Genomic DNA, 18305 nt, shown 5'->3' with positions numbered 1-18305 from the left:
CCCAAACGGTACCGGGCGCACACCTGACCTGCGGGTAGCACCCGCCTTATGAGACCTGGACCGCGGTTCGGCCGCCGATCCCGGCCGCTGTCTCGACGGCAACCCCGGGCGTTCGGCCGAGACTTCGGGCACCCGCGCACATGGTCCGGCGACCGGACGAAAAGAAAGGACCAGGCGCTGCCCGCTCGGGGGTTCGAGCAGCGCCTGATCTCTTTCAGTATCGACCCACAGCGAGCGAAACCTTAGGGATTCGGACGAAAAAGTTCTGATGTCACCCTATGTGCCGATTTGACCACTCGGACGGCTCAACACCTACGGCGCGACTCGTCCGTTCGCGTTGAACGCCGCGTACGTGAGCGGCATCAGCTCGGCCCACGCGGCCTCCATGCCCTCTGCGACCATCTCGATCTCGCGCTGCGGGAAGGACGGGAAGGTCGCGTCCTCACGCTTGGTGCGCAGGCCGAGGAAGTGCATCAGCGAACGCGCGTTGCAGGTCGCGTACATCGACGAGTAGAGGCCCACCGGCAGCGTGGTGCGCGCCACCTCGCGCGCGACGCCCGCCGCCAACATGCGCTGGTAGCCCGCGTAGGCGGCCTCGTAGGACTCGCGCGTGGCGCTGTCCACCGTCTTGTACTGCTCGGGGGTGCCGTCGACGAAGACATAGGCACCGGGCTTGCCCTGCTGGACCAGCTTGCGGTCCTCGGCGGGCACGTAGAACACCGGCTGCAGCTCGCGGTAGCGGCCGCTTTCCTCGTTGTACGACCAGCCGACGCGGTGCCGGTGGAACTCGCGGAAGACGAAGATCGGCGCGCTCACGAAGAACGTCATCGAGTTGTGCTCGAAGGGACTGCCGTGCTTGTCCCGCATCAGGAAGTTGATCAGCCCCCTGGACCGCGAGGCATCCTTTTCGAGCTCGTCGAGGGACTTCTCCCCCGCCGTGGAGACCCGAGCCGCCCACAACACGTCCTGGTCGGCGGCGCTGTGCTTGATCAGCTCGACCGTGACGTCGCTGCGGAAGCGGATGGCGGACGGATTCTCCTGGGGTGTTTCGGTCACGCGGAGTTGCTCCTCGTCGGTGAGGTCGGGGTGGACGGGCGCTCCAGCCTAACCACGCCCACCGACATCCCTCGACGCCGTGGCCGAGCCGGCGGACGCGGTGGCCGAGGCGCCCGCCGTCGGTGTGGACCTGGGCACCACCACCGTGCCGGGTTGCGTCGCCGGACCCTCGGCGGGCCGGGTGGCGGCACTCGCGGGCAGCGCCACGGACGTCTCGAAGGTTGCCTTGTCCAGCCGGGACATGAACGGCTGCACCTGGATCACCAGCCTGCCGACCAGCTCGCGGGGCACCGCGAAGTTGTAGGTGAACACCGTGTCGGCGTTGCGCGCCGCCTGATCCGGGCCGCTGCGCAGGGGCCCGGTCTTCGCGGGCCCGCACGGCCACCCGTCGGGCCCGGCGTACAGCGTCACGCCGAACAGGTCGGCCACCAGGTTGGAGCCGGTCCGGTTGGTGTATCGGATCGGGATCGCGACGTCGACCGTCTCGCGTTTCTCGTTCGGCACGCCCACCGAGCGGGTCACCGCGAGTGGCAGCGTGGCCACCGTCAACCCGTTCGAGTACGTGTGCGAGCCCTGTTTCGGCGGGACCTGGCCGGGTGGGACCGCCGCGCCGGGGGGCGCCGCGCTCGGCGCCGAACCACCCGTCGGGTTCTTGCCCGGCAGGTCCGGCGGATTGCCGGTCGCGCCCGCGCCCGCCGCCTTCGGCTTCTCGTCGTCGATCGTCGGACCGACCATGCAGCCGCTCGCGAGCAGCACGACCACCGCACACGCCGGGGCGATTCGTCGGATCCGGACCCCCATGACCATCCTCCGCTGCCGCGCCCACCAATCCTTGGCGGACAGCGTCGCACGCCGCGCGCGCGGTCGGGAGCGCCTGTCCCGCGTGTCGCCCACCCGTGTGCGCGTTCGGCGAGCGGGGGACACGGGCCGCCGGGGCGCGCGAGAATCGGCCGTACTCGACGATGGGGGCGCCACATGACCGATCCGTACGTACGCCCGGCCCACGCCGGCGACGGTGCCGCCCTGGGCGCCGCGCACGCCCGGGCCTGGCACGACGCGTATACCGGAGTGTTGCCGGCCGCCGCGCTGGAGGCGGCGACGCCCCGGGCGCTGGCCGCCGAGTGGGAGGACGCGGCGATCGCGCCACCCTCGCCCCGCCACCGCCTGCTGGTGGCCTGTGCGGGGCCGACCGTGGCCGGTTTCGCGGCCCTGGTGCCCGGCTCGGACGAGGATCTCGACCCGGCCCGCTCCGGCGAGTTGGCGATCCTGGTGATCGACCCGCCACGACAGCGCGAGGGGCACGCCTCACGGCTGCTGACGGCGGTCGTCGCGGACGCCGCGACGGACGAGGTGGAAACGCTGGTGACCTGGGTTTTGGAGAGCGACAAGCCGTTGTACGACTTCCTGGTCGGCACCGGTTGGGCACCCGACGGCGCGACCCGCGAACTGTGGGTGGACGAGGCGGGCGGCTCGGTGATCCGACAGGTGCGATTGCACACGGCGGTGGCCATCGGCGAGTGAGCGCGGATCGGCGGACGAAACGGCCGACGAACACGGTGAACACCACACCGATGTGCCATTGAACAAGGTAAGTCAGCCGTCTTAACGTGGGCGCCGTGAGCCGAACTCCGACCCGCGAGCGCCTTCTGCTCACCGCCGAGCGGCTCTTCGCCGTGCACGGAATCGACGCGGTCTCGCTGCGACAGATCAGTGTCGCGGCGAGTCAGCGCAACAATTCGGCCGCGCAATACCACTTCGGCAACAAAGAGGAGTTGATCCGGGCAATCTTCGGATTCCGACTCGTGGCGATCAACGCGCGCCGTGAGGATCTGGTCCGGGAGTCGGTGCGCACCGGACTGGACGCACAGCCGAGGACGCTGGCCGAGGCCATGGTGCGACCGCTCGCCGAACAGATCGATGTCGGCGGCAGTTTCTATCTGCGCTTTCTGGCCCGCGTGCACCAGCACATGGGCGCGAGCACGTACGCGCTGCCGGCGATGGGCCTGGAGGGCAGCTCACCGGAGTTCGGCGCCTTGATCGACCTCGCGCTGGGTCATCTGCCGACCGCCGTGCGGCGCAACCGGCTGCGGCTGGGCGGGAGTCTGGCGGTGCACGCCACGGCCGACCGGGAACAGCGGGTGTACGAGGGGCAGGCGCACGACGTGTTGCCGCCGGCGGCCTTCGTGGCGGACCTGGTGGACGCGGTGGTCGGCATTCTGGCCGCGCCGGTGTCCGCCCAGGTGCTGGCCGCGCTGGAACCGCCGACGGGCCGGCCGGCCCTGCGAACCTAGGGCGAAGACGCGCCCTGGGCCCTCGCCGCAGGTCGGCCGGCGTGCAGGCGGATCGCGGTGAGCATGGCCCGGCGCCCGCGCGCGTTGTCGCGCGCGTCGCCGTACGCGACGGCCAGCCGGTACCAGACCCGCCAGTCCTCGGGGGCGGCCTCGACCTCCGCCTTGCGTCGTTCGAACACCGCGTCCGCGCTGTCCCGGTCGACCCGGCCGCCCGGCGTGCGCCGCAACTCGTCCGGCGGCAGGGCGCCCTCGGCCGCCAACTCGCGGGCCAGGCGCTGCATCGCGAAGCCGAAACGCACCTCGCGCCAGATGTACCAGGCGCCGACGATCGGCACGAGCAGGATCGCCAGACCCAGCACGATGGTGACCGGCTCCCCGTCGCGAATCGCGATCAGGCCACGACTGCCGACCAGGAAGACGTAGAACACCAGAACCGCGATCAGCACGAGCGCGGTGACACGTTGCTTCACGATGCTCAGTCCAGATCGAGGAAGTGTTCCAGGCCCACGGTCAGGCCGGGCACGGAAACCACACGACGCACCCCGAGCAGTACGCCCGGCATGAACGACGTGCGCTGGAACGAGTCGTGCCGGATGGTCAACATCTCGCCCTCGTCGCCGAGCAGGACCTCCTGGTGGGCGACCAGACCGCGCAGGCGCACCGCGTGCACCGGGACGCCGTCGACCTTGCCGCCGCGGGCGCCGTCCGGGTCGTCCACCGTCGCGTCGGGCATGTCCGCCAGGCCCGCCCGCTCGCGTGCCTCGGCGATCAACTCGGCGGTCCGGCGGGCGGTGCCGCTGGGCGCGTCCAGCTTGTTCGGGTGGTGCAGTTCGACGATCTCGGCCGACTCGTAGAACCGGGCCGCCTTCGCCGCGAACTGCATCATCAGCACCGCGCCGATGCCGAAGTTCGGCGCGATCAGGATGCCGGTCCGCGGGCTCTTCGCCAGCCACTCGCGCAGCAGCGCCAGGCGGTCGGGGGTGAAACCGCTGGTGCCCACGACGGCGTGGATGCCGGCGCCGGCGCAATATTCGAGATTGCCCATGACCACACCCGGGTGGGTGAAGTCGACGGCGACCTGCGCGCCCGCCTTCGCGAGTTCGGCGAGGTCGTCGCCTTCGTCGACGCGCGCCACCAGTTCGAGGTCGGCCGCGGCCTCGACGGCCCGGCACGCCTCGGAACCCATGCGGCCGGCCGCACCGATCACACCCACCCGGATTGCAGTCATGTCGTGCACTCTCCAGTCAGAACGTGTTTCGACTTCGATCGCGCCGCGATCAGGCCGACGCGGCGACGAAGTCCCCGTCGTCGGCGAACGGTCCGACCACGGCCAGGGTGGGCCGCGCGGCGAGCAGGTGTTTCGCCACGTCGTGGACCTCGGCGGCGGTGACCGCCGCGATCCGGGCGAGTACCTCGTCGACGGACAGGTGCTCGCCGTAGACGAGTTCGCTCTTGCCGATCCGGCTCATCCGGGACCCGGTGTCCTCCAGGCCCAGCACGGTCGAGCCGCGCAGTTGCCCGATGGCCCGATCGATCTCGTCCTGCGGCAGGCCCTCGCGGACCACCCGGTCCAGCTCGGTCCGGCAGATCTCGATCACCTGGCGGGCCTTCTTGGGCTGGCAACCGGCATAGATGCCGAACACGCCCAGGTCGGCATAGCCGGAGTGGAAGGAGTAGACCGAGTAGGCCAGGCCGCGCTTCTCCCGGATCTCCTGGAAGAGCCGCGAACTCATCCCGCCGCCCAGCGCGGTGTTGAGCACGCTGAGCGCGAATCGCCGATCGTCGTCCCGGGCCAACCCCGGCATGCCCAGCACCAGATGGGCCTGCTCGGTCGGCCGGTTCAGCACCCGTACGCTGCCGGTCGCCCGGGCCCCGCGCCCACCGGCGCGCGGCGCGGCGGGCACCGCCTGCTCGTCCACGCGCACCTGCGCGAACGCCTTCTTGACCAGGCGGACCACCTTGGCGTGGTCGACGTTGCCGGCCGCGGTCACCACCATGTTCGGCGCCTTGTAGCGACGCTTGTAGTAGCCGCTGATCTGGGTCCGGGTGAGCGCGTTGATCGACTCGACCGTGCCCAGCACCGGACGACCGAGCGGGGCGTCGCCGAGCATCGCGTCGTAGAACAGCTCGTGCACGAGGTCGCCGGGCTCGTCCTCGTTCATCGCGATCTCCTCGAGGATCACGCCGCGTTCGGCGTCCACGTCCTCGGCGTCGATCAGCGAGCTGGTAACCATGTCGCAGATCACGTCGATCGCGAGCGGGAGATCGGTGTCGAGTACACGTGCGTAGTAGCACGTGTACTCCTTGGTGGTGAACGCGTTCATCTCGCCGCCGACCGCGTCCAGCTCGGCCGAGATCTCCAGCGCGTCGCGCTTCTCGGTGCCCTTGAACAGCAGGTGTTCGAGGTAGTGCGAGGTGCCGGCCAACGCGGGTGTCTCGTCCCGCGAGCCGACCCCGACCCAGATCCCGAACGTGGCGGAGCGCACGGAGGGCATGTTCTCGGTGATCACCCGAAGGCCGCCGGGCAGGACGGTGCGGCGGACGGCACCGGTGCCGTCCGCGTCACGCAGCAGGGTCTTCGTGGAACCAGGCCGCTGCGCGGACGCAGCGACCTGGTTCTTCGACGAGGAGGACGTCACTTGGCGGCAGCGTCCTCGGCGGTCTCGGCGTTGTCTTCGCCCTCGATGACCGGGACGAGCGACAGCTTGCCGCGCTGGTCGATCTCGGCGATCTCGACCTGCACCTTGTCGCCGACCTTGATCACGTCGTCGACGTTCTCGACCCGCTTGCCGCCGGCGATCTTGCGCAGCTGCGAGATGTGCAGCAGGCCGTCCTTGCCGGGCATCAGCGACACGAACGCGCCGAACGTGGTGGTCTTGACAACCGTACCCAGGTACCGCTCGCCGACCTCGGGCATCGTCGGGTTGGCGATCGCGTTGATCGTCGCCCGCGCGGCCTCGGCCGAGGTGCCGTCCGAGGCACCGATGTAGATCGTGCCATCGTCCTCGATGGTGATCTCGGCACCGGTGTCGTCCTGGATCTGGTTGATCATCTTGCCCTTCGGGCCGATAACCTCGCCGATCTTGTCCACCGGGATCTTGACGGTGATGATGCGCGGCGCGAACTGCGACATCTCGTCCGGCGTGTCGATGGCTTCCATCATCACGTCGAGGATGTGCAGGCGGGCGTCCTTGGCCTGCTTGAGCGCACCGGCGAGCACCGACGCCGGGATGCCGTCGAGCTTGGTGTCGAGCTGGAGCGCGGTGACGAACTCCTTGGTGCCGGCGACCTTGAAGTCCATGTCGCCGTACGCGTCCTCGGCACCGAGGATGTCGGTCAGGCAGACGTACTCGGTCTTGCCGTCGACCTCGTCCGAGATCAGCCCCATCGCGATGCCCGCGACCGGCGCCCGGAGCGGCACACCGGCGTTGAGCAGCGACATCGTGGACGCGCAGACCGAGCCCATCGAGGTCGAACCGTTGGAGCCGAGCGCCTCGGACACCTGACGGATCGCGTACGGGAAGTCCTCGCGGGCCGGCAGGACCGGGAGGATGGCGCGCTCGGCGAGCGCGCCGTGGCCGATCTCGCGGCGCTTGGGCGAACCCACCCGGCCGGTCTCGCCGACCGAGTACGGCGGGAAGTTGTAGTTGTGCATGTAGCGCTTGCGCGTCTCGGGCGAGAGCGTGTCGAGCATCTGCTCCATGCGCAGCATGTTCAGCGTGGTGATGCCCAGGATCTGGGTCTCGCCGCGCTCGAACAGGGCCGAGCCGTGCACGCGCGGGATGACCTCGACCTCGGCCGACAGGGTGCGGATGTCGGTCAGGCCGCGACCGTCGATGCGCACCTTGTCGCGCAGCACGCGCTGACGCACGAGCTTCTTGGTGAGCGAGCGGAACGCGCCGCCGATCTCCTTCTCGCGACCCTCGAACGCCGGGAGCAGCTTCTCCGCGGCCAGGTCCTTGACCCGGTCGAGCTCGCTCTCGCGGGCCTGCTTGCCGGCGATGGTCAGCGCGGCCGACAGCTCGTCGGTCACCGCGGCGGCCAGCGCCTCGAAGACGTCGTCCTGGTAGTCCAGGAAGACCGGGAACTCGCCGGTCTCCTTGGCCGCCTTCTCGGCGACCTGGACCTGCGCGGCGCACAGCGCCTTGATGAACTTCTTGGAGGCTTCGAGGCCGTCCGCCACGACCTCCTCGGTCGGCGCCTCCGCGCCGCCCTTGACCAGCTCGATCGTGCCGGTCGTGGCCTCGGCCTCGACCATCATGATCGCCACGTCGCCGTCCTCGAGCACGCGGCCCGCGACGACCATGTCGAACACGGCGCGCTCGAGCTCGGTGTGCGTGGGGAAGCCGACCCAGGTGCCGTCGATGAGCGCCACCCGGACGCCACCGATCGGGCCGGAGAACGGCAGGCCGGCGAGCTGGGTGGACATCGAGGCCGCGTTGATCGCCACGACGTCGTACAGGTGGTCCGGGTTGAGCGCCATGATCGTCTCGACGATCTGGATCTCGTTGCGCAGGCCCTTCTTGAAGGACGGGCGCAGCGGACGGTCGATCAGGCGGCAGGTGAGGACGGCGTCCTCGGACGGGCGGCCCTCGCGACGGAAGAAGGAGCCGGGGATCTTGCCCGCGGCGTACATGCGCTCTTCGACGTCCACCGTCAGGGGGAAGAAGTCGAGCTGGTCCTTCGGGCGCTTCGAGGCGGTCGTGGCCGAGAGCACCATGGTGTCGTCGTCCAGATAGACCACGGCGGAACCGGCGGCCTGCCGGGCGAGCCGGCCGGTCTCGAAGCGGATGGTGCGGTTGCCGAACGTGCCGTTCTCGATGACTGCTTCGGCGAAGCTGATGTCGGGACCCTCCACGGGTGCCCTCCTCGTTCGTTTCGAGGGAGGTCCGCGGCGCATGACGCCACAGGGCCGGCCGAGCCGGTCTTCGATCGAAGCACCCGGGTGCGTTACCCGGGGGCCACTACCGAGGACCGGCGCTGTAGGTCGGCGCCTTGGTCGCGACGCGGCGCTCCCAGTCTTTGTTCGTCTCCCTCGTGCCGATGCACGGGAAGGGGGTTCGTGCTGTCTTGTTCTATCGCAGCGCGGGATGCCCGCGCGCGGGACACAGCCTACAAAGACCGTGTCCGGATACGGCGAAGGAGCGGCTCGTGAAAGCCGCTCCCCCGTCGTGCGTTACTAGCGGATGCCGACGCCGCTGCGGCGGATGCTCAGGCGGTCCGTCAGCGTGCGGTAGCGCTCGATGTCCTTCTTGGCCAGGTAGCCGAGCAGGCGACGACGCTGGCCGACCAGGAGCAGCAGGCCCCGGCGGCTGTGGTGGTCGTGCTTGTGCTCCTTGAGGTGGGCGGTGAGCTCGTTGATGCGGAAGCTCAGGATCGCGACCTGCACCTCGGGGGAGCCGGTGTCGCCTTCCTTGGTGGCGTAGTCGGCCATGATCTGCTTCTTCGTTGCGGTGTCGAGCGACACGTGTTCTCCCTCTGCAAGGTGGTGAGCGCCCCCGGTCTGACTCACGGAGGCAACTTGGCTCACATGGTGCGGGCGCGCGGCCCGTGGACAGCGCGCATCCCGGGCACGAGGCTCCGGGATACGGACAACCCTAGCAGGAGCGCATCAGGCCGTGATGTTCCGCAGCTTGTCGTACAGATCCAGCACGGCCAGGCACAGCGGGACGACGGACACCATCAACATGCCTTCGAGCACGTCCATCGCGCGTCCCCAGAACGGGGACAGGCCGCGCGTGGGCACGGTGGTGGCGACGATCGCGAGGAGCGCGCCGACCGCGCAGACCAGCGCGAAGATCCAGCCCTGCCGCTCCTTGTCCAGGAATCCGGTGTCCAGGGTCAGGCCGATGAAGAGCATCGCCAGGCCCAGCAGGCCGGCCGTGTACAACACGGTGACCTGCGTGGTGTGCCGGAACAGGCGGGCGCGGCCGAGGGTGACCAGGGCCAGCACGGCGGTCAGGACCCGGGTCCACATGGTGTCGACGTTGCCCAGCACGACGCACGAGGCGACGATCACGGCGGCGCACGCGCCGGTGAGGCCGCTGAGCAGTTCGTGTCCGTTGCGGGCGCGCGCGGCGACGTCGGCGTGGTCGAGGGTGTCGCTCTGCCGGGCGGTGGGCGCGTCCGAGGGCAGAAAGCCGATCGGCAGGCGGGCCAGGCGGGCGGCCCAGGAGGGCAGGAAGGCGATCATCGCGAGCGCGACGGTGCCGGCGACGGCCGCCGCCTCGCGCGGGCCGCTCTCGAAGGTGATCAGGCCGAAGGTGGCCAGGGTTCCCAGCGCACCGGCGCCGGCGCCCGCGATGTAGACGGCGCCGCGTTCCGGCAGCAGCGCGGCGATCAGCGTGGACACCACCAGGACCGCGACGCAGGCGGTCAGGAACTGCACCCGGCCCGGGCCCTCGCGCACCGGCGGCTCGATCGCGCCCAGGCCGGCCAGGAAGGCGTTCGGCAGCGCGCCGAGGCCGAGCACGGCGCCACCCACGTGGTCGCCGTAGACCCGCGAGCGAACGCCGGCGACCACGGTGAGCACCAGGGCCAGCGAGCCGCCGACGATGGCGGGCAGGCCGTGCGGCAGGGGGGTCATCCGCCAGAGCACGATGGCGCCCAGGGTGAAGAAGGCGGCGGCACCGGACAGGCCGGCGATCCGCAACATCTCCGGCGTCCACAGCCGGTTGTCGCCGGTGACCGAGGTGGCCACCGAGTCGGCCACGTCGTCGTAGACCGGCGGCGGCGGTGCGTCGGCGAGGGCGGTGAAGCGCAGCAGTTCCCCGTCGCGCACGTGCTGCCCCGCGAGGGTGAGCGCGCTGTCCAGGGCCTCGCCGTCGAGCCGGGTGAGCTGGAAGCCGGTCACCGCGCCGTTGCGCTGGGTCTGCCCGGACAGCCGGAGTATCTCCGGGTACAGCTCGGCGAGCGGGACCTCTTCCGGCAGCGCGAGGTCGACTCGGCAGTCCGGCGCGATGACGGTGATCCGGGCGAACCCGGTGGTGACCGTCGTGGTCGTGGAGTTCACCTGTGCAGATCCCCCTGCTTGTAGCTGCCCCGTGTCCCGCGGCCCCGAGGGGCCGGGATGACGACGCACTCTATACGCCGCGACCCGGCTCGCCACTGGCGCCGACGCGGTCGGCCAGTAGTATGCGGCGCACACACGAACGGCTCAACCGCCCTCACGTGTGCATGGAGACGACCCTGACGGGGTGGGTTGACTCACATCACCTGCTCCTTTTCCGTGTTCTGCGGCGGGCTCGATCCGTGTCCAGGATCCTCGCGACGGATGAGGCTGATTCACCTTGACCGTGGTCATCGTCAAGCGCCCGCCCAGGGTGCTGCCCTCGCCTGTGCCGGCGGAGGAGATCCAGCTCCAGGCACCCCCCGAACTGGAGCGCCCGACCGACCAGAACTGGATCATGAGCGTGCTCCCGATGATGGGCATGCTCGGCTCGGCCGGCTTCTTCTTCATGCCTGGTGCACCGAAGATGATGATGGTCATGGGCGGCATGATGATGATCTCGTCGCTGGTCATGGTGGTCGCCAACATCATCAAGTCGCGCGGTGGCAACCGGGTCCAGATGCTCGACGCCCGACGCGACTACCTCAAGTACCTGGCCCAGCAGCGCAAGGAGGTCCGCCGGACCGCCCGCAAGCAGCGCGACGCGCAGTTGTGGACGCACCCGGACCCGGCGCAGTTGTGGTCGGTGGCGGCGGGCGAGCGACGGATCTGGGAACGCCGGGCCGGTGACGCCGACTTCGGACAGGTCCGGGTCGGCGTGGGCCAGCAGCAGTTGTCCACTGCGCTGGTGGCGCCGAGTACCGCGCCGCTGGAGGAGTTGGAGCCGCTGTGCGCGGATGCCATGCGGCGCTTCCTGCGCACCCAGGCGACGCTGGACGACCTGCCGATGGCGGTGTCGCTGCGCTCCTTCTACCACCTGACCGTCTCCGGCGAGCCGGAGCGGGTGTACGGGCTGACCCGGGCGATGTTGGGCCAACTCGCGGTGCTGCACTCGCCGGACGACGTGCGCATCGTGGTGGCCACGGACGCGAACTCGCTGCCGCACTGGGAATGGCTGAAGTGGCTCCCGCACGTGCAGCACCCGTCCCAGTCGGACGGCGCCGGTTCGATCCGGATGATCGCGGGCGACCTCGGCGAGATCGAGGAGTGGCTGGCGGAGGACCTGGCCGGGCGTTCGCGCTTCGCGGCCGGCGCGCAGCCGGTACTGGACCAGCCCCATCTGGTGGTGGTCCTGGACGGCGGTGGCGTGCCCGCCAACTCGCTGCTCGCGGGGGCGGACGGGCTGCAGGGTGTGACCATCGTCGAGGTGGTGCCCGGCCCGCTGGACGAACTGCGCGGCGGCCTGGCGATCATCGCCGAGGAGGACCGGCTGACGCTGGAGTCCACGGCGGGCGCGTACGAGGGGGTGCCGGACTTCCTGTCGGCGGGCGACGCGGAGGCGCTCGCCCGGAAGTTGGCCCCGTTGCGGTTGTCGGCCAACGACGACGACGAGCCGCTGCTGGCCAACCTGGACTTCACCGACCTGATGGGCATCGGTGACGCCGCGCAGGTGGACGTGTCGCAGACCTGGCGGCCCAGGCCGCCGAACGACCGGCTGCGGGTACCGATCGGGATCGGCCAGAACGGCGAGCCGATCATGCTGGACATCAAGGAAGCGGCGATGGAGGGCATGGGCCCGCACGGCCTGTGCGTCGGCGCCACCGGTTCCGGCAAGTCCGAACTGCTGCGCACCCTGGTGCTGGGCCTGGCCACCACGCACAGCTCGGAGATCCTCAACTTCGTGCTCGCCGACTTCAAGGGCGGCGCGACCTTCTCCGGGATGTCGGACATGCCGCACGTCGCGGCGGTGATCACCAACCTGTCCGACGACCTGACCCTGGTCGACCGCATGCGCGACTCGATCACCGGCGAGCTGAACCGGCGGCAGGAGCTGCTGCGTTCGGCGGGCAACTACGCCAACATGCACGACTACGAGCGGGCCCGGGTCGCGGGCGCCGCGCTGGAGCCGCTGCCCTCGCTGGTGATCATCATCGACGAGTTCAGCGAACTGCTGACCGCCAAGCCGGACTTCATCGACATGTTCATCCAGATCGGCCGCATCGGCCGATCGCTGGGCGTACACCTGCTGCTCGCGTCGCAGCGTCTGGAGGAGGGCCGGCTGCGCGGTCTGGACACGTACCTGTCCTACCGGATCGGTCTGCGTACCTTCTCCGCCGCCGAGTCGCGCGCGGCGATCGGCGTCCCGGACGCGTATCACCTGCCGTCGGTGCCCGGCGCGGGCTATCTCAAGTTCGACACCGAGTCGATGGTGCAGTTCAAGGCCGCGTACGTGTCGGGTACCTACCGGGCCTCCGACCGGATTCGACGCAACCGGTCGGGCGCCCCGATGCCGGTGCTGTTCGGGAGTCGGTGGACGGCCGCGAACATGTGGAACCGGCAGCCCGATCTGCCGCCGGAGCCCGAGCCCGAGCCGGACATCGACAGCGCGCTCGCGGACACCGTGCTGGACGTGATCGTGCGCCGGATGGTCAACCAGGGTCCGCCCGCGCACCAGGTGTGGCTGCCGCCGCTGTCCGAGTCGAACTCGGTCGACCAGATGTTGCCGCCGCTGCAGGTCACCGCGGACCGCGGGCTGTGCTCGCCGGACTGGGGCGCGAACGGCCGTCTGGTGGTGCCGCTGGGCCTGGTGGACAAGCCGTTCGAGCAGCGCCGCGACGTGATGTACGCGGACCTGTCCGGCGCGGCCGGTCACGCGCTGGTGGTGGGTGGTCCGCGAAGCGGCAAGAGCACCTTGCTGCGCACCATGATCACCTCCTTCGCACTGACCCACACGCCGACCGAAGTGCAGTTCTACGTCCTGGACTTCGGCGGCGGCGGCATGGTCGCGCTGAGCGACCTGCCGCACGTCGGCGGGGTGGCGGGCCGGCTCGACGCCGAGCGGGTGCGCCGGATCGTCAGCGAGGTCAAGGGCATCCTGGACCGCCGCGAGGAGATGTTCCGGGTCAACAACATCGACTCGATCGACACGTTCCGCAGGCGCCGGGCCGCCGGGACGCTGCCGGACGAGGCGTGGGGCGACGTCTTCCTGTTCGTCGACGGCTGGTTGACCCTCAAGAACGACTTCGACGCGCTGGAGGCCGAGGTCACCGACATCGCCACGCGCGGTCTGGGCTTCGGCGTGCACGTGGTGCTCACCGCGTCCCGGCATCCGGAGATCCGGCCCGCGCTCAAGGACCAGATCCAGACCCGGTTGGAGCTGCGGCTCGGCGAGACGATGGAGTCCGAGGTCGACCGGCGGCTCGCGGCGAACGTGCCCACGGGTGCGCCGGGCCGCGGCCTGTCCCCGGACAAGCTGCACTTCCTGGCCGCGCTGCCGCGGATCGACGGGGCCTCCACGGCGGAGGACCTGGGCGAGGGCATGGCGGCCATGGTGGGCGCGATCAAGGCCGCTTGGGCGGGGCCGCCCGCTCCGCCGGTGCGGGTGTTGCCGATGTTGCTGCCCTACGAGCAGTTGCCGACGCCGGCGCAGGTGCCCGGTCGGGCGATCCCGATCGGGGTGGACGAGGCGACGCTCAGCCCGGTCTACCTGGACTTCAACGTCGACACGAACTTCGTGTTGTTCGGCGAGAGCGAGTCCGGCAAGACCAACTTCCTGCGGTTGCTGGCCCGCGGCATCTCCGAGCGCTACACGCCGGCCGAGGCGCGGATCATCGTGTCCGACTACCGGCGCACGCTCCTGGACGTGGTCCCGGAGTCGCACCTGCTGGAGTACGCGGCGGCGGCACCGGCCCTGACCTCGTTCATGAACGAGATCCGCGGCGGCATCGAACGCCGCCTGCCCGGACCGGAGGTGACCCAGGACCAGCTCCGCAACCGGAGTTGGTGGAGCGGCCCCGAGCTGTTCCTGCTGGTCGACGACTACGACCTGGTGGCCTCCTCCAGCGGCAACCCGGTCGGCAGCATCGCCGAGTTCCTGCCGCTGGCCCGCGACGTCGGCCTGCACCTGATCATCGCCCGCAGCAGCGGCGGCGCGGGCCGCGCCCTGTACGAGCCGGTCCTGCAAAAGCTCCTCGACCTGGGCACGTCCGGCCTGATCCTGTCCGGCAACCGCGACGAGGGTGCCCTGATGGCCAACGTGAAACCGGCTCAACTGCCGCCGGGACGCGGCCAGTTCATCACCCGTCGACGCGGCGTCGAACTGATCCAGACGGCCTGGCTCGCGGAGAGCTGACGTCGAGAACCCGCAAGCGGGGCCCGGTCGCCACAGCGACCGGGCCCCGCTTTACGCCGGTATGCCACCCCGACCATCCGAATAGTTATAACGGAACGTCAGCCTCCTCTTGCGATCCGCTGACGATCCATGGATCAATAGTCGACGCTGCGACACGCAGGCGTGTCCGACGTGCGCCGGGGAGGCTGTCGCGGCCGAAGGTCATCAAGCGCGGGGGAAGCGTTGGCTATGGCGGGATCCGGTTTTCAGATCAGCCTGGAGATGCTCGAAAAGTTCCAGAGCGCGCTGGAGGGCGTACTGGCCGACTTGGTCGGCCCGGACGCGGGGGCCAACCCGGGGGAACACGGAATCGGTGCGGGCGACTTCGGGGTGTCGTTCGCCGAGGCCCCGATGATGGGCGCGGTCGTCACCGCGACGGCGACGCAATTGCGGCAACTGATCGACAAGTTGCAGGACCAGATCACGGCGATGAAGTTGGCGATCAAGGTCACGGGCGTGAACACTGCCGACGTGGACGACGACACGCGCCGGTCGCTGCAACAAGTGATGCAGCGGATCACCACCGGTGGACAGGCGCCCGTGGTGGCGGGCTCGGCGCCGGGCACGCCGCCGGTGCGCAAGGGGGCCGTGGAATGACGCGACTACGCGATCCGGGCGGCGTGGGGGGAATCTGATGGTGCATGCAGAAGGAGCGCCGACCAACGGACCGGGCGGCGGGGAAACCGACTTCGACAGTTTCTCGCTGGAACAACTGCAGGCGATGATCGCGCAGGCGAATCCTTCGACACTGGGCAAGTACGCCGAGAAGTTGAACGGCACGGCACGGCGGATCCAGACCGCGACGGAGGGCCTCAGCCAGTGCATCAAGGCTCTCGACGGTGTCTGGGAGGGCCCCAGCGCGGACAGCTTCCGCACTTGGGCGGGCGGTCTCACCGCTGCCGCATCAGGACTCGGCGACTACGTCGCGGCGGCCGGCAACCACGTCAATCACGTGGGCCAACAGATCTTCGTGGCCAAGGCCCGGATGCCGGCCCGCATGGACCCCGCGATCGTGGCCAAGGCGAACCAGGGCCCGGTGGCCACGGTCTCCCTGGCCGTGACGACCCAGGCCGCCGGTGGCCCACCTCCCGGCGGCGTGGACCCGGTCAAGGCCCAACAGGAAGCCAAGGCCCAGGTCGACGCGGCCCACCGCGAGGCGGTGGCACAGATGCGGATGCTTGCTTCGACGTATCGGGTGACGGCACAGGACCTGAAGGCAATGCAGGCGCCGGCCTTTCCGATTCCACCCGGTGACACCTTGCAGGGCCTCACATCCATAGATGGCCCAGGCGGGGGCACCTCCGGTGGTGGCAGCAGCCAAGGCGGTGGCGGCCAAAGCAGGACGGATACGCATTCCGGAGCAACCCGACCTAGCTCGGGGATCTACTCCGCCCCGCAGGGCTCCGCACCCATCAACGGAGGTCCTGGAGGCGGAACCACTGCGGGAGGCAACACCCCCTATGTACCGCAGTCGACCAATCTGCAAGGCAGTGGTTCGCTCACGGTCCCTGACCCCACTGCAACTGCTCCCTGGCAGTCGCAAGTCTCCGGCGGCGGGCCGGGACAAGTGACCGTGCCCAGCAGCAATGGTCCTGGAGGAGGGCCTCCAGGCAACCTATTTCCGGTCACGGGGAGCAACCCTGGCATACCCGGTGGCGGCTCCGGACGCACCAGCGTCCCCGGTTCCGGCCCACGAAGCGGGGGCGGGGGCGGGAGTACCGGCAGCACGCCGCCACGCGGTGGCTTCCCCGGAACGGTACCGGGCGGAGCCGGGGTTCCGCCCGGCTCCTCGCCGCGGAGTGGCGGTCCTCCGGGAGCTGGGGGTGGACGGGGATCATTCACTGCGCGCCCGGAAGCGCGCAACTCGAACGCAGTCGGGACCACCGGTCCGTCCAGCACCAGCTCTTCCGGGCGCCTCGGCGGGATGCCGGGGGCTTCTGGTGCCCCCGGTGTCGCCGGAGGCCCATCCTCGACCGGTGCCGGCCGCAGGCTTGCCGCGTCCCGAGGCGGCTCTGTGGGTAACGCCTCGGGAACGGCATCCAACCGGAATTCACCGAGACTGCGGGCACTGCCAGTAGAAGGCGGCGACCCGGCATCGGAAGGTGTCGGTAGCCGGGCCGCAAGGCAATCTCCCGGGCAGCGGACACCTTTCACCGGCGGCGCCCGCTCGGAGCAGGTCCGACACCGCACCTCACGTTCCGAAGACGATGACGACAATGTCTGGGATGGCCCTCGCCGACCAGGCGTCGTCCCGCCGGTCATCGACTGACACGCCCGCGCCACCGTCTTAGGAAGGACAACTTCGCCGCATGAGCGGACGCCTCACCCGAACGTTCCGGATGTCCGCCACGCTCGGCGCGCTCCTGATCATCATGGTCGGCGCGGGCCACTTCGCTCCACCCGCTCATGCCGAGTCCATCCGAGCACAACAGTGGTACTTGGACGCTTGGAAAATCGATGACGTCTGGAAAACCACGCGCGGCGCAGGAGTCACAGTTGCCGTGGTCGACTCGGGCGTGGACGCCACTCATCTGGACCTCGTCGGGCAGACTCTGCCGAGTCTGAACACTGCAGGTGATCAAGACGGGCACGGCACCGCAATGGCCAGCCTTATCGTGGGACAGGGCCAAGCAGGCGGTGGTCAAGGCGCCTTCGGCATCGCTCCAGGCGCCAAGGTCCTGCCGTTCCGCACAAACCCCGCTCCGGTCGGAGGTATCGATCAACCGTCCTTGGCTGAAGGTGTTCGCCTCGCCGCCGACTCACCGGCCAAGGTCATCAATCTTTCCGTGGGTTCAAATATCAACACCCCTGCCTTGAAAGACGCCGTAACGTATGCGTTGGGCAAGGGGAAGCTGCTGATCGCAGCCAGCGGCAACACGCCAAATAACCAAGACAATACGCCGGTCTACCCTGCGGCCTACCCAGGCGTCCTCTCCGTCAGCGCCGTAAATCGTGATGGCGAGCCGGCCAACAACAGCGTGCGCGGGTCGTGGACCTCACTGGCGGCTCCAGGGCAGGAAATCGCCAGTGCTTGTGTGTCCCAAACCCACTACTGCGTTGGTACCGGGTCCAGTTCCGCCACTGCCCTCACCTCCGGCGTCGCCGCGCTCGTCTGGTCGGTTCACCCCGACTGGACCGCCAACCAGGTCATCCGGCGGCTGCTCGACACCGCGAACCGGCCCAATGAGCCCATCCCCTCGGACGCCTTCGGCTACGGCATCGTCAGCCCCCGCAAGGCCCTCGCCGCCACCGACACACCCGGTCCCGCCGACGTCAATCCGCTCGTCGGCGTGCGCGGCGACAAACCCGCGCCGAGTGCTCCCGCCGGCACCGCACCAAGCGCCCCCTCGGCCGCCGCGTCCGCGCCGCCGAGCGCCACCGCTCCCCCGGCCGCAGCCACTGCCCCCAAGTCCGACGACGACAGCCTCCTCGTCCCCATCCTCGTCGGCACCATCGCCGCAGCCGCCCTCGTGGCCGGCGCCGCCGTCATCACCACCCGCCGTCGCCGCGCCCGCGAATCGGCCCACCGGCAGGCGGTCGCGCCCCCTTGGCCCACTCCCCCGCCACCGACTTACCACCCGGGCGGCAGCCCCTACGATCAGCGCTGACGAACGGCAGCCCCGCCACGGCCCGTTTCCCGGTCACATCGGCCTACACGGCGAGGGACTCGGAAAGATTT

Annotated in this window: 13 protein-coding genes; 5 read left to right on the top strand and 8 right to left on the bottom strand. The window is 69.8% G+C overall.

What is annotated here, in order from left to right:
- Positions 1-312: 312 nt before the first annotated feature.
- Positions 313-1056: an FAD-dependent thymidylate synthase gene (gene thyX, locus ABZ374_RS01300; protein WP_360304802.1), complete on the bottom strand. Its 744-nt coding sequence runs from the start codon at positions 1054-1056 to the stop codon at positions 313-315.
- 48 nt (positions 1057-1104) lie between these two features.
- Positions 1105-1857, bottom strand: coding sequence for a hypothetical protein (locus ABZ374_RS01295; RefSeq protein ID WP_360304800.1), 753 nt, complete (start codon positions 1855-1857; stop codon positions 1105-1107).
- A 174-nt stretch (positions 1858-2031) separates the two neighbouring features.
- Here ABZ374_RS01295 and ABZ374_RS01290 point away from each other — a divergent pair, with 174 nt between their 5' ends.
- Together ABZ374_RS01290 and ABZ374_RS01285 are read left to right on the top strand one after the other, a co-directional pair.
- The gene (locus ABZ374_RS01290) at positions 2032-2577 is read left to right on the top strand and encodes a GNAT family N-acetyltransferase (RefSeq protein WP_360304798.1); all 546 of its coding nucleotides are present in this window, start codon (positions 2032-2034) and stop codon (positions 2575-2577) included.
- Positions 2578-2672: 95 nt separating this feature from the next.
- Entirely contained in the window at positions 2673-3347 is a 675-nt protein-coding gene (locus ABZ374_RS01285; protein WP_360304796.1) for a helix-turn-helix domain-containing protein, read from the top strand.
- On the opposite strand, the gene ABZ374_RS01280 is transcribed toward ABZ374_RS01285, so the two are convergent.
- From ABZ374_RS01280 to eccD, 6 genes are all read right to left on the bottom strand, one after another.
- A complete protein-coding gene (locus ABZ374_RS01280) occupies positions 3344-3817 on the bottom strand; it encodes a hypothetical protein (RefSeq protein WP_360304794.1) in 474 nt (157 codons plus the stop codon). The genes ABZ374_RS01285 and ABZ374_RS01280 overlap by 4 nt on opposite strands.
- A gap of 5 nt (positions 3818-3822) precedes the next feature.
- Positions 3823-4575: a 4-hydroxy-tetrahydrodipicolinate reductase gene (gene dapB, locus ABZ374_RS01275; protein ID WP_360304792.1), complete on the bottom strand. Its 753-nt coding sequence runs from the start codon at positions 4573-4575 to the stop codon at positions 3823-3825.
- 49 nt (positions 4576-4624) lie between these two features.
- On the bottom strand, positions 4625-5986 hold the full coding sequence (locus tag ABZ374_RS01270) for a pitrilysin family protein (protein ID WP_360304790.1): 1362 nt from the start codon (positions 5984-5986) through the stop codon (positions 4625-4627).
- Entirely contained in the window at positions 5983-8205 is a 2223-nt protein-coding gene (locus tag ABZ374_RS01265) for a polyribonucleotide nucleotidyltransferase (RefSeq protein ID WP_360304788.1), read from the bottom strand. The genes ABZ374_RS01270 and ABZ374_RS01265 overlap by 4 nt, the downstream gene beginning before the upstream one ends.
- 321 nt (positions 8206-8526) lie before the next feature.
- Positions 8527-8814 carry a 30S ribosomal protein S15 gene (gene rpsO, locus ABZ374_RS01260; protein ID WP_360304787.1) on the bottom strand — a complete coding sequence of 96 codons (288 nt, stop codon included), beginning with the start codon at positions 8812-8814 and terminating at the stop codon, positions 8527-8529.
- A gap of 144 nt (positions 8815-8958) precedes the next feature.
- On the bottom strand, positions 8959-10359 hold the full coding sequence (eccD, locus tag ABZ374_RS01255) for a type VII secretion integral membrane protein EccD (protein WP_360304785.1): 1401 nt from the start codon (positions 10357-10359) through the stop codon (positions 8959-8961).
- Between the two features lie 277 nt (positions 10360-10636).
- On the opposite strand from eccD, the gene eccCa reads away from it, so the two are divergent.
- From eccCa to ABZ374_RS01240, 3 genes are all read left to right on the top strand, one after another.
- A complete protein-coding gene (gene eccCa, locus ABZ374_RS01250) occupies positions 10637-14587 on the top strand; it encodes a type VII secretion protein EccCa (RefSeq protein WP_360304783.1) in 3951 nt (1316 codons plus the stop codon).
- A 162-nt stretch (positions 14588-14749) separates the two neighbouring features.
- A complete protein-coding gene (locus ABZ374_RS01245; protein ID WP_360304781.1) occupies positions 14750-15223 on the top strand; it encodes a hypothetical protein in 474 nt (157 codons plus the stop codon).
- A gap of 1712 nt (positions 15224-16935) precedes the next feature.
- Positions 16936-18234, top strand: coding sequence for a S8 family serine peptidase (locus ABZ374_RS01240; RefSeq protein WP_360304779.1), 1299 nt, complete (start codon positions 16936-16938; stop codon positions 18232-18234).
- The last annotated feature ends 71 nt before the right edge of the window (positions 18235-18305 follow it).

The organism is Embleya sp. NPDC005971 (genome assembly GCF_040629175.1).
Taxonomy (GTDB): Bacteria; Actinomycetota; Actinomycetes; order Streptomycetales; family Streptomycetaceae; genus Embleya.
The sequence above is the reverse complement of the archived record's forward strand: the minus strand, read 5'-3'. Positions and strand labels throughout refer to the sequence as shown.

Bases quoted from the DNA above. Each gene is read 5' to 3' on its own strand.
- ABZ374_RS01295 (WP_360304800.1), bottom strand. From the start codon at position 1,857: ATGGGGGTCCGGATCCGACGAATCGCCCCGGCGTGTGCGGTGGTCGTG.
- ABZ374_RS01290 (WP_360304798.1), top strand. From the start codon at position 2,032: ATGACCGATCCGTACGTACGCCCGGCCCACGCCGGCGACGGTGCCGCC.
- dapB (WP_360304792.1), bottom strand. From the start codon at position 4,575: ATGACTGCAATCCGGGTGGGTGTGATCGGTGCGGCCGGCCGCATGGGT.
- ABZ374_RS01240 (WP_360304779.1), top strand. From the start codon at position 16,936: ATGAGCGGACGCCTCACCCGAACGTTCCGGATGTCCGCCACGCTCGGC.